This is a genomic window from Ferruginibacter sp., from assembly GCF_028288465.1.
Classification (GTDB): Bacteria; Bacteroidota; Bacteroidia; order Chitinophagales; family Chitinophagaceae; genus Ferruginibacter.
Genome location: NZ_JAQBNR010000005.1, coordinates 26,255 through 38,703, shown reverse-complemented (window position 1 = coordinate 38,703; position 12,449 = coordinate 26,255). Strand labels below are relative to the sequence as shown.

Sequence of the window (12,449 nt, the reverse complement as noted above, 5' to 3'; positions counted from 1 at the left end):
CGGGCAATAACCTTAACAAAAATAGTTTGCTTTAATATAGCTGTTTTAGTAGAAATTTGCACAATGAATTTTAGAAACTTCAAAATGATTGGCTATGTTATTTACGGACGTGGCGCTTTAAATCAATTAGATGAAATTTTGCAACCCAACAGAAAGGGTGATGCACCCATGATATTTTTAGTAGATCATTTTTTTCAAAATAAAACGCTTGCCAATCGTGTTCCTTTGCGGGGAAAAGACAAAATCATTTTTGTAGACGTTACGAATGAACCGAAAACCACATACGTAGATAAACTGGCTGGTGATTTAAAAGATGAGTTTGGTACAGTGAGTGGCATCATTGGTTTAGGTGGAGGATCTGCAATGGACCTGGCGAAAGCTGTTTCACTGATGATGAATAACCCGGGCAGCAGCGCCGATTACCAGGGATGGGATTTGGTAAAAAATGCCGGCGTGTATAAAGTCGGTATTCCTACCTTAAGTGGCACGGGTGCTGAAGTAAGTCGTACGACTGTTTTAACGGGTCCAACAAAAAAACTGGGCATGAATTCGGACTTTACACCGTTTGATCAGATAGTACTTGATCCTGAATTAACCGCCGATGCACCTGCCAACCAGCGTTTTTATACCGGTATGGATTGCTATATACATTGCATCGAAAGTCTTACGGGTACTTATTTAAACGAGTTCAGCAAAAGTTATGGCGAAAAGGCATTGCAGCTTTGCCGCGAGGTATATGTAACAAAAAATGGCTGGGACGAAACAAGTGACGACAAATTAATGATGGCATCTTATGCCGGAGGAATGAGTATTGCTTATAGCCAGGTAGGTGTTGCCCACGCCGTAAGTTACGGATTAAGTTACCTGTTGGGAACGAAGCATGGTATTGGCAATTGTATTGTATTCAATCACCTCGAAGACTATTATCCCGAAGGTGTCAAAGAATTTAAGTACATGGTTGAAAAAAACCAGATAGATATTCCCCAAAACATCTGTGCTAATTTAACCAATGAAGAATTTGACAAAATGATTGACGTGTCGCTGGGCATGAAACCACTTTGGGAAAATGCCCTGGGTAAAAACTGGGAACAACAAATTACCCGGACAACCTTAAGAAAATTGTACGAAAAGTTATAAGCAGGCGTCAATAAAGCACAATTTTACAAGATGGATTTAGTAACCGTAAAAACATTCGACAGCTATTTTTTGGCGAATATTATCCTGGGTCGTTTACAGGCTGAGGGCATTGAATGTTATTTAAAAGATGAAACAACGGTTACCATGGACCCCATTTTAACCAATGCCATTGGTGGTATAAAGCTGGTTGTCAAAAGCGATCAGGTAGATGCCGTAAAAGCAATTTTAAAAGGTTACGATGAGGAATATCTTAACGCGGCAACCTGCCCCCGGTGCGGCGCCCACCAGTTTAGTTATGTTGCCAAACCTGGCGTAACCAATTTTTTAACTGCGGTTGTTACAACGATTTTTGGCAGTTACGCAGTTGCTCCGGACTATGTGTATCAATGTGGTAATTGTGGTTATGAGAGCGAGCGCTTGCCGGGCTTTGATACAGATTTGATGGAAAAATAGACCTTTCCTACTGCTGCTGCTGCATTTCCATATATTTCCGGTACGAATTATTGATAGTACCATCTTCATTTAGTTTTACCGTTACAACCTGTGGTGTTAAAACAGCCGAGATCTCTTTGGTTACCAGGCCATCTTCTGCAACGGAAACACCAACTTCCAGGCTTTGCTGGGCGGTACCTTTATAAGTGCCTTTAACTGGGGAGCAATCGCTAAAGTTTCGTCCGATCGCAAGGCGTACGTGCCGATCATTTACAATACAATTGTTGGTAGGATCAAGGCCAAGCCATCCGTAAAAAGGGATATAAGCTTCTACCCAGGCATGTGTTGCCCCTTCGCCGCGAAGATCATTATCATGCGGACAAACATAGCCGCTTACATACCTGGCGGGGATGCCCAGCAGGCGCAACATTACCAATAGCATATGTGCAAAGTCCTGGCAAACGCCGGCCCTTAATTTCCATATTTCATCCAGCGTAGTTTCAACTCCTGTAATTCCTTTGATGTATTTGAAATTCTGATACACATAAGTATTCAACTGCTGTACGGCTACGTACACAGAGACCGATTTATAAAAACCAGCATCGGCAATTTTTTTTACTTCACCCAGTGCAACAAAATTTTCCTGTTTTAAGAAATCAATAAAAGGCACAACATATCTTATCTGGTATAAATGATTCCATTGTTCTTCAATTGCAATATCATCTGCAGGAAATATCCTGAATTTTGTTACAACAGCAATAGTAGAATCAATTTTCAATTCCGTGTGTGGTTCAAGCGTCATAAACGTGCCGGCTTCGTTTCCATAATAATCTTTGAATACTTCTACAAAAGGTTCTCCTGTAATAACCAGTCGCTGGCTCTGTACTTCCTGATTCTCGTCTTTAACCGGAAACAACATAATCTGATTGGCGCTGTCTCTCACAGGTTCTTCATAAGTATATCTGGTTACATGATGTATAATAAATCTTGGCATAATTGTTATGTGCTTTAAATTTAGTGCTGGTAAAACGGTGTTTGCTGGTAAGTTGCTATGTATAAGAAAAATAGTTTTGACTCAGTGTTTTACCAATCACATAGAGATCATTTTTTGTTTCAGTTAAAAATTGGTGCAAGCCTTCCTGGAAAATGGTTTCAGGGGTAGAAAACTTCACTTTACTTTTCAGCTTTCCAATCATAAAATCCACCTGGTTAAAATCGTTTACGTTGCGTTCATTTTTTAAACGCTCGAAGTACCTGTGCAACCTGTTGACGGAATAAATGACTGACCTGGGAAAGTGATCATTTAAAATTACCTGCCCAACCACGTTGCGGGCCTCAAAGCCACCGCGGTAAGTTTTTAAATACAACTCATAACCGGAGATGGATAATAATAAATATTTCCAGTAAGTTGTATCCTTCGCCTCGTCCATATCATAGTTGCTGTCGCTGAACTTTACATCCAGGATATCTGCAGACTGAATGGCTCTTTCAATATACTTACCGATATTGATAAACGAATTACCTTCTCCCCTGGCCATTGTAATATCTGTTGTGCCAAAATATAAAACCCCGTGTTTTATCAGCATATCCAGGATAGTGATCGGGTCATCTTTTAGTAACCATTCCGCAAGTTTTTCCTGCCGCACGGTATGATAAAAATCGTTCAGGCATTGCCACATTTCCTTGGTGATATGATCCTGAACACTACGTCCATTTTCTCTCGCCAGTGTAACCATGTTCAACACAGAGTTGGGGTTATCCTTATCAATTACCATGTATTGTAACACGCCTCTTGTATTGTGCGCTAAAGCTGAAGCTTCTTCATCGTTTAAAAATGTAAAAATTTTCAGCACCGGTTTCCAGCTGAAGGCTTGTACATCATCCTGCGAAGATGCATAGTTGATTTTCAGCATCCGCAGAATGCCATCCGTTCTTTCCATATAACGGCTCATCCAGTATAAACTATCTGCAACTCTACTAAGCATAAATAAAAAACAAAGCCTCCGATCTTTCCCAAAAAGGTTATGACAGGAATCTTTTTTTAATAAGGTGAATAATTATTTTTCAATGATATTATCAGACAAATAGTTGAGAATGCTTTACTTTATCAACAGTATAGGTTTAACACCTTACTCAGCTAATACCCAGGTATCCTTACTGCCACCACCCTGCGACGAGTTAACAACAAGCGAGCCTTCTTTTAAGGCCACCCTTGTTAAACCGCCCGGCACAATTTCAATTCCGCCCGGTCCGCATAATGCATATGGTCTCAGGTCAATCCTGCGAGGTGTTAATTTGCCGTCCATGTAACACGGCGCAGAAGATAAACTAATGATAGGCTGTGCAATAAATTGCCTTGGATCCAGTAACACTTCGGCCTTGTATTTAGTAATCTCTTCTTCCGTTGCTGCACTGCCCATCAGCATGCCGTATCCACCACTTTCGTTGGTTTTTTTAATCACCATTTCGGTAATATTTTTAAACACATGTTCCCGTTCTTCATCTTTACCCAAATGATAGGTTGGCACATTCTTTAAAATAGGTTCTTCGTTTAGGTAGTATCGTATCATTGCCGGAACGAAGGTGTAAATGGCTTTATCATCTGCTACGCCATTACCCACCGCATTTACAATAGCCACATTGCCTTTTCGGTAGGCGCTCATTATACCAGCAACACCCAGTCTGCTGTTGGCATCAAAAACCAATGGGTCCAAAAAGTCATCATCTACCCTCCGGTAAATTACATCTACTTTCTGCAGCCCTGAAGTTGTTTTCATGTACACTTTGTGATTGTCAACCACCAGGTCACTTCCTTCTACCAACTCAACGCCCATTAGTCTTGCGAGGGTGGTATGTTCAAAATACGCAGAGTTATAAATGCCCGGCGTAAGTAAAACTACTGTAGGATTTTTTGTCTGCCTTGGCGAAAGAGATACCAGGTTTCTATGCAGTATAGTAGGGTATTCTGTTACACTGCGTACATTATTATTAGGCAGCAAATCTGGAAAAATACGCTTGGTAATTTCCCTGTTTTCCAGCATATAACTTACACCACTTGGTGTACGCAGGTTATCTTCCAGAATGTAAAATGAGCCATCATTATTACGTATTAAATCAATTCCGGAAATATGAATATAGATATCGTACGGCACAGGAAAATTATGCATTTCCCGCAGGTAATGCGGGCAGCTGTAAATCATTTCCGCCGGCATTACACCGTCTTTAATAATGAACTGGCTGCTGTAAATATCTTTTAAGAAAAGATTGAGCGCCCGAAGCCGTTGCTTAATGCCCTTTTCAATGAAGTCCCATTCTGACGCTGTGATAATCCGTGGAATAATATCGAAGGGAAATATCTTTTCGATGCCCTCACCGCTGCTGTAAACGGTAAAGGTGATGCCCTGGCTCATGAACAGGCGTTTCGCCAATTCTTCTTTTTTATTGAGTTCATCAACCGAAAGTTGCTGCATAAACTCAACCGCCTTTTTGTATTGTTCCCTTACAGATGCATTGGCGTACATCTCGTCCCAGGTGTTGGCATCTACTAAATAAGACTGCAGTAACTCGCTTGTGTGCATAATAAATCGTTTTAGAGATTAGCTGGCATGCAAATCACAAAACCGATTATACTCAAATATAGCAAATGAATGTTGTTTTTGACAATGTGCCAAATTTTTACCTTTAACTTTATCGCTGTTAAATTTTACTGATGATGAAAATAGCAATGATACCGGCCCGGTATGCGGCCTCCCGTTTTCCTGCCAAACTGATGCAGTTACTGGGAGGAAAAACAGTTATCAGGCACACCTACGACAATACAGTAGCCACCGGTTTATTTGACGAAGTAGTAGTGGTTACAGATAGTGATATTATTTATAAAGAGATTGCGAGTAATGGAGGAAAAGCCAAAATGAGCGTCCGGGAACACGAAAGTGGTAGCGACAGAATAGCGGAAGCTGTGGCACATATGGATGTTGAGATTATAGTGAATGTGCAGGGTGACGAACCTTTTGTACAAAGGGAGCCGTTGCAAAAATTGCTCGATGTATTTAATGGAATGGGCGGTGAAAAAGTTCAGGTTGCTTCATTAATGCAAGTATTAAAAGAACCGCAGTTTATTGCCGACCCCAATTACGTAAAAGTGGCGGTGGATAGAAACATGAATGCCTTGATGTTTAGCCGCAGCGCAATCCCTTATCACCGCGATCAGCAGGTTAATCCAGTTTATTACGAGCACATTGGCGTATATGCCTTCCGCAAACAAGCGCTTATGAATTTTACCAGCTGGCCGGTTACACCACTGGAAGCTGCGGAAAAAATTGAATGTCTTCGCTATCTTGAATATGGCGTTCCATTAAAGATGATCGTTACACAATACATGGGTATTGAGATTGATACACCGGAAGATTTGTTGAGAGCTGCTGAGTTATTGAAATAGTATATTGAAGTTTTATTTAGTCAGTAAAGTTGTAACAAGTAATTAAAACTCTCCAACTCATGCCTGTTAATAATAATTTTTTTAGAATATTGAAACACGCTACCAAAAAAACCGGGCATGTTACAAACCCTGGCCGTTGATAATCCCCAGTAATTCGTTATGTATTTTGCCGTTGGTTGCCAATATGTGCGGCTGATAAACAGAAAAATACTCACCTGCAAAATCAGTTATTTTTCCTCCCGCTTCCTCTACCATTAAAAAGCCGGCAGAGCTGTCCCAGGCTTGTAACTTATGTTCATAAAATCCATCAAAACGTCCACAGGCAACCCAGCACAAGTCGATGGCAGCGCTTCCAAGACGCCTCACAGGAACACCTTTACGTATTAATTTTTCGAATACCTGTAACGGTCCGTTGGGGGCATCAAGATATGTATATGGAAAGCCGGTAACAAGGCAACTGTTTACCACCGCTGTTTTATTGCTGACAGTAATTTTTTTATCATTTAATGTTGCGCCGGCACCTTTTTCGGCAATAAAAAATTCGTTCATCAAAGGATTATAAACTGCACCCATTATTATCTTTCCATTGTGCTCCAATCCTATACTCACACAACAAATAGGAATACCATTTGCAAAATTGATGGTACCATCAATGGGATCAATAATCCATTTATAGCTGCTGTCCATAATAATTTCGCCGGCTTCCTCGCTTAAAATAAAATGATCAGGGAAATCATTTTTAATGACTTCAAAAATGGCTTTTTCAGATGCATGATCTGCTTCTGTTACCGGGTTATTAATACCTTCTTTGTTGGTTATTTTAAAATCGCCGTTGAAAAAACGGACCAGCTCTTTTGCACCCGCTTCCGTTGCTTTTAGTAAAGTATTTTTTATCATGCAGCAAAGATAAAGATGGATTAGATCTTATCATAAATGGAATATTATGCGAATAACAGAGTTGTAATTCGGCAATTCAATGTTTTGATTAGAGCAATGCTATTTTTGAAAGGCGATCATGCTATATGATAAATAAAAGGAACAATTTTGAATACTGCCATAAAAAATCGTATTTCGTACACTTAAAAGAAATTTTTTGCAACTATCTGTTATCATAGTTAATTACAACGTCAAGTATTTTACAGAACAATGTTTGTATAGTGTTATAAAAGCCTGTAAAAACATTAAAGCCGAAATCATTGTAGTTGACAATCATTCATCAGATGGCAGCTATGAATATTTGATCAAACAATTTGCCAACATTCACTTTATCTGGAACCGAAAAAATACAGGCTTTGCCAAAGCAAACAATGCCGCACTGCAGAAAGCCTCTGGCGATTACGTTTTGTTTTTAAATCCTGATACCATTATGCCGGAAGATTGTCTTGAAAAATGCCTGGCATTTTATCGGTCGCAAAAAAATATTGGAGCCCTGGGTATAAGGATGATTGATGGCAAAGGCGAGTTTTTAAGAGAAAGTAAGCGGGGCGTTCCTTCCATTTCAACATCCTTTTTTAAATTAAGTGGTTTGGCCGCTCTCTTTCCCCGTTCCCGCACTTTTGCCCATTATTATCTTGGTCACGCACCAAACGATGTTAATCAACTTGCGCCAATATTATCAGGCGCTTTTATGATGACAGAAAGAAAAATAATCAATTCAATGCAAGGCTTTGATGAAACTTTTTTTATGTACGGGGAAGATATAGATTTAAGTTATCGCATAATAAAAGCAGGTTATAACAATTATTATTTTTCCGAGAGTACGATTATACATTTTAAAGGAGAAAGTACAAAAAAGGGAACGCTGTATGTCCGGCTATTTTACAATGCAATGAATGTTTTTGTTGGAAAGCATTACACAGGCATCAGGAAAACTGCATACAAGTTTTTTATAAACCTGGCAAAAGAACTAAAGATAATCAGTACCAGGCTTACCGGCATTTTTGTAACAGGCAAAAATACCGGCATAAAAAATATAAATTATCTAAAACCCGCGTTATTGTTTGGCTTGCCGGCGCATTGTGAAGAACTAAAGACGGCGCTGGAAAAAACGAAAGCAAATTTGCAGGTTGTAGGAATGGTTGATACTTCAAATATTTTATTGGCCAACCACGAACAAGTACAAGACTTAATAATCAAACATGGGGCAAAATCCATTGTTTTTTATATGGATGACATTTCTGCAAAAGAGGTGATTGGTGTGATTCAAAGTATAATACCTGCGGTCGATTATTTTTTTCATTATACCGGCTCTGGCAGTATTGTGAGCAGTAGTAACAAAAATCAAAGAGGCGATTGGACTATTTTAAATTGCGCGAAGGTGCCCGGGCATGAAAAATAAAAAAAGCCATTCTAAAAAGAATGGCACATATTTACTAACCCGGAAAAAACTTTTTAAGTGGCCTGCATTTCTGCAATCTTAGCCCTGATTTTTGTTTCTATTTCTTTCGCCATTTCAGGATTGTCATTCAACAATTGTTTTACTGAATCTCTTCCCTGTCCTAATTTATTGGTATCGTAACTAAACCAGCTACCACTTTTTTGTACAATGCCCAGCTCAACACCCATGTCAATAATTTCACCGGTTTTAGAAATACCTTCTCCGAAAACAATATCAAACTCAGCAGTTCTGAAAGGAGGTGCTACTTTATTTTTTACAACTTTTACTTTTACACGGTTTCCAATGGCTTCATCACCATCTTTTATCTGCGCCATGCGACGGATATCTAATCGTACAGAAGCATAAAACTTTAAAGCGTTACCACCCGTTGTAACTTCAGGGTTGCCAAACATAACACCAATTTTTTCTCTCAGCTGGTTGATAAAAATGCAACAGCAGTTTGTTTTGGAAATAGTTGCTGTTAATTTACGTAAAGCCTGGCTCATTAACCTTGCATGTAAACCCATTTTGCTGTCACCCATTTCTCCTTCCAGCTCACTTTTAGGTACCAGTGCCGCTACTGAATCAATCACCACCACATCTACCGCTCCGGATAAAATCAAACGGTCTGCAATTTCCAAAGCCTGTTCGCCGTAATCCGGCTGAGAAATCAGCAGGTTATCAATATCCACGCCCAGCTTTTGTGCATAAGCACTATCAAATGCATGTTCCGCATCTATAAATGCACACATGCCACCTTTTTTCTGCGATTCTGCAATTACATGCGTTGCAATGGTTGTTTTACCACTACTTTCCGGTCCATAAATTTCTATTACTCTTCCCTTAGGTAATCCACCAATTCCCAATGCCACATCCAGTCCCAACGATCCTGTGGATATCACTTCCTGCTCAACATGGGGTTTATCTCCCATTATCATAACCGACCCTTTACCAAAATCTTTATCGATTTTGTCCATTGTTAATTTAAGGGCTTTCAATTTTTCTACGTTCGTGTTGTTGCTCATTGTGATGTTTTTTTAAGTGATGTATCTTGTTTTGCGTTTATAAAAATATACCAGACTTCAAAGATAATAGGTTTCTTTTATTAACACTAATATATTTAGTATATTTAGTAAAAAAATTAGTTTTTTAATTTAGCGAAACAGTATAAAATCGTTTTTGGTGTATGAGGATGGATCTAAAAACCCGTTCAGGCCTGGGGCCGAAACGGGTTATGTTAAGTATGACAGAATTCGCGTTTTCAATTTACACGACGAAATAAATACGGATTGAAAACGGGCTTTAAAAATCTTCTCTGGAACAAATGGCAGTATTGGAACCAGAATACTACAAAGAGACAATAGTTATTTGACATGTCATATACCACAAAGTGGTAGTTTTTTGCAAATACTTGTTAATAACTGTTAATTTTTGTTTGGTTTCTGGAAAACCAGTTTAAAAATTGATTCTGATGATAGCTGTTTATTTTATAAAGCTTGGTCAACACATCTGTATCAAGAAGGGTTTAATGAAAAGTAACCGGGAGAGGCGATAAATATTTCCTAACAGGGACTTGCGCCCAAAACGCTATTCGTAACTTTGTGATATGCGCAATTATTTAGATGAATTAAATGAACCCCAAAGAGAGGCGGTATTGCATAAAGACGGGCCAATTATTATTATTGCCGGTGCAGGAAGTGGTAAAACCAAAGTGCTCACCACACGTATTGCGCACCTGATGGGTGCGCATGGAATTGACGCTTTTAATATTCTGGCGCTCACTTTTACAAATAAGGCGGCAAAGGAAATGAAAGAGCGGGTGGAAAAAGTATTGGGTAATTCTGAAGCCCGTAACTTATACATCGGTACTTTTCACAGCGTGTTTGCCAGAATTTTGAGGGCAGAAGCCAATAAAATTGGATACCCCAATAATTTTACTATTTACGATACAGATGATGCCAAAAGCGTAATTAAAACGGTATTGGCAGAATTGGAACTTGATCCCGCCTATTACAAGCCTAATACCGTGTACAACCGTATTTCCAGTGCAAAAAACAGTTTGATCGGCCCGGCGGAATATATCAACGACCCTACCATTCAGCAGGAAGATGCGAGGGCTAACCGGCCGATGATTGGCCAGATATACGCCGCTTACGCCAACCGTTGTTTTAAAAACGGCGCCATGGACTTTGATGACCTACTGTTCAAGATGTATATCCTGCTAAAAAATCACCCGGATGCCTTGAGCAAATACCAACGCAAGTTTAAATACATCATGGTAGATGAATACCAGGATACCAACACATCCCAGTACGAGATTATGAAATTGTTGGGTGCTATGCACGAAAATATTTGTGTAGTGGGAGATGATGCGCAAAGCATTTATAGTTTCAGGGGAGCCACCATTGAAAATATTCTGCAGTTTGAAAAAGATTACGATGATGTAAAAGTGGTCAAGCTGGAACAGAACTATCGCAGTACCAAAAGCATTTTAAGTGTAGCCAATGAAATTATTGGCAATAATAAAAACCAGATTCCCAAAAAACTGTGGACAGATAATACCCCCGGCGATAAAATAAAACTGGTACGTACCGCAACAGATAACGAAGAAGGAAAATATGTTGCCGATACCATACAGGAAGAGAAACTGCGCAATCATTATTTTAATAAGGAGTTTGCTATCTTATATCGTACCAATGCACAAAGCCGGGCTTATGAAGAAAGCCTGCGCCGGATGAATATTGCTTACCGCATTTATGGCGGCCTTTCATTCTATCAGCGAAAAGAAGTAAAAGATTTTATTGCGTATTTAAGGCTTGTCGTTAATCCGCAGGATGAGGAAGCTTTGAAAAGAATAATAAACTATCCCACAAGAGGCATTGGTAAAACCAGCATGGACAGAGCCGTACTATCTGCCAATGAAAACAATATTACGCTTTGGGAAGTGTTGACGAGTGCAGCAACGTTTGGTTATAAAGCCGGAACGCTTGAAGCCATTAACAATTTTGTATTGATGATAAAAATGTTCCAGAGCGAATTGCAGAAAAAAAATGCGTACGACCTGGCCATCATAGTCGGTAAAAGCACCGGTATTGTAAAAGAACTTTTCAATGATAAAACTACAGAAGGATTAGCCCGTTACGAGAATACACAGGAGTTGCTGAACTCTATCAAAGAATTTACCGAAACGCCCATGAATGAAGAAGATGGGGAAGTGGGCGATAAGAGTTTAGGCAGTTATTTACAGCAAATTACTTTGCTAACTGATACAGATAATGACAAAGAAGATGCGGACAGTGTGAAATTAATGACGATACATGCTGCAAAAGGGTTAGAATTCAGTTGCGTATTTGTAGGTGGTTTGGAAGAGACATTGTTTCCTAATGCGATGAGCATTAATACCCGCGAAGAGCTGGAGGAAGAGCGTCGCTTATTCTATGTTGCGATTACAAGGGCCAAGAAAAAACTGTGGCTTACTTATGCCAACGCACGATACCGGTTTGGCCAGTTGCAGCAAAACGAGCCCAGTCGTTTTATAGATGAAATGCCAGGCGATTTTATTGACAGAAGTTTTGCCGGAGGCGGTATCAGAAACCAGGGCGGTAACGGACATAGCAATAACTGGGGCGGCGGCGCTTTTGATAAAACGGGTGCAGGCGGAACCAGTTATAAAGCCGCAGATAATCCATTTAAGAAAGAAGAAAAGAGCCGGCCAGCCTATTTAATTCCTTCAAGGCCCCAAGCCAAAGAGCATACACCCACAGCAGATTTTGCGGCCAGCGATACCAGTAATTTACAGCCGGGCCAAAAAGTGGAACATCAAAAATTTGGTTTTGGAGATGTGATAAAAATGGAAGGGGCAGCGCATAATCCCATTGCTACAGTACAATTTGAGCTGAATGGTGAAAAAAAGATCATGCTCAACTATGCCAAATTAAGGATTGTGGAATAATGCCTACTAAGATTTAGTTTTCGAAATTGGAAATTATTAGCTTATGAGCGTGGTATAAGGCCCCGCCGGTAAACCATTGTGGCAGGATAATGTTAACTTTACATTGAAATTTT

At 39.7% G+C, this 12,449-nt stretch carries 10 protein-coding genes; 5 read left to right on the top strand and 5 right to left on the bottom strand.

What is annotated here, in order from left to right:
• Positions 1-63: 63 nt before the first annotated feature.
• Positions 64-1,137, top strand: coding sequence for an iron-containing alcohol dehydrogenase family protein (locus JWR61_RS02545; protein WP_301926284.1), 1,074 nt, complete (start codon positions 64-66; stop codon positions 1,135-1,137).
• Positions 1,138-1,167: 30 nt separating this feature from the next.
• Positions 1,168-1,590 (top strand): DUF2007 domain-containing protein, encoded by a 423-nt coding sequence (locus tag JWR61_RS02540; protein ID WP_301926283.1) that lies wholly within the window; start codon positions 1,168-1,170, stop codon positions 1,588-1,590.
• A gap of 7 nt (positions 1,591-1,597) precedes the next feature.
• Here JWR61_RS02540 and JWR61_RS02535 read toward each other — a convergent pair whose 3' ends face one another.
• From JWR61_RS02535 to JWR61_RS02525, 3 genes are all read right to left on the bottom strand, one after another.
• The gene (locus tag JWR61_RS02535; protein ID WP_301926282.1) at positions 1,598-2,563 is read right to left on the bottom strand and encodes a transglutaminase family protein; all 966 of its coding nucleotides are present in this window, start codon (positions 2,561-2,563) and stop codon (positions 1,598-1,600) included.
• A gap of 55 nt (positions 2,564-2,618) precedes the next feature.
• Positions 2,619-3,554 (bottom strand): alpha-E domain-containing protein, encoded by a 936-nt coding sequence (locus JWR61_RS02530; RefSeq protein WP_301926281.1) that lies wholly within the window; start codon positions 3,552-3,554, stop codon positions 2,619-2,621.
• A 144-nt stretch (positions 3,555-3,698) separates the two neighbouring features.
• Positions 3,699-5,147, bottom strand: a complete 1,449-nt coding sequence (locus JWR61_RS02525) for a circularly permuted type 2 ATP-grasp protein (protein WP_290341277.1) — start codon at positions 5,145-5,147, stop codon at positions 3,699-3,701.
• Between the two features lie 131 nt (positions 5,148-5,278).
• Between JWR61_RS02525 and kdsB the strand changes: the two genes are divergently transcribed.
• A complete protein-coding gene (gene kdsB, locus JWR61_RS02520) occupies positions 5,279-6,007 on the top strand; it encodes a 3-deoxy-manno-octulosonate cytidylyltransferase (RefSeq protein WP_301926280.1) in 729 nt (242 codons plus the stop codon).
• Positions 6,008-6,127: 120 nt separating this feature from the next.
• Here kdsB and JWR61_RS02515 read toward each other — a convergent pair whose 3' ends face one another.
• Complete coding sequence (locus JWR61_RS02515; protein WP_301926279.1) at positions 6,128-6,904, bottom strand: inositol monophosphatase family protein; 777 nt, start codon at positions 6,902-6,904, stop codon at positions 6,128-6,130.
• A 196-nt stretch (positions 6,905-7,100) separates the two neighbouring features.
• Between JWR61_RS02515 and JWR61_RS02510 the strand changes: the two genes are divergently transcribed.
• On the top strand, positions 7,101-8,345 hold the full coding sequence (locus JWR61_RS02510) for a glycosyltransferase family 2 protein (protein WP_301926278.1): 1,245 nt from the start codon (positions 7,101-7,103) through the stop codon (positions 8,343-8,345).
• A gap of 53 nt (positions 8,346-8,398) precedes the next feature.
• On the opposite strand, the gene recA is transcribed toward JWR61_RS02510, so the two are convergent.
• Entirely contained in the window at positions 8,399-9,409 is a 1,011-nt protein-coding gene (recA, locus tag JWR61_RS02505; protein ID WP_290340122.1) for a recombinase RecA, read from the bottom strand.
• Positions 9,410-9,990: 581 nt separating this feature from the next.
• On the opposite strand from recA, the gene JWR61_RS02500 reads away from it, so the two are divergent.
• On the top strand, positions 9,991-12,336 hold the full coding sequence (locus JWR61_RS02500) for an ATP-dependent helicase (protein WP_301926277.1): 2,346 nt from the start codon (positions 9,991-9,993) through the stop codon (positions 12,334-12,336).
• The last annotated feature ends 113 nt before the right edge of the window (positions 12,337-12,449 follow it).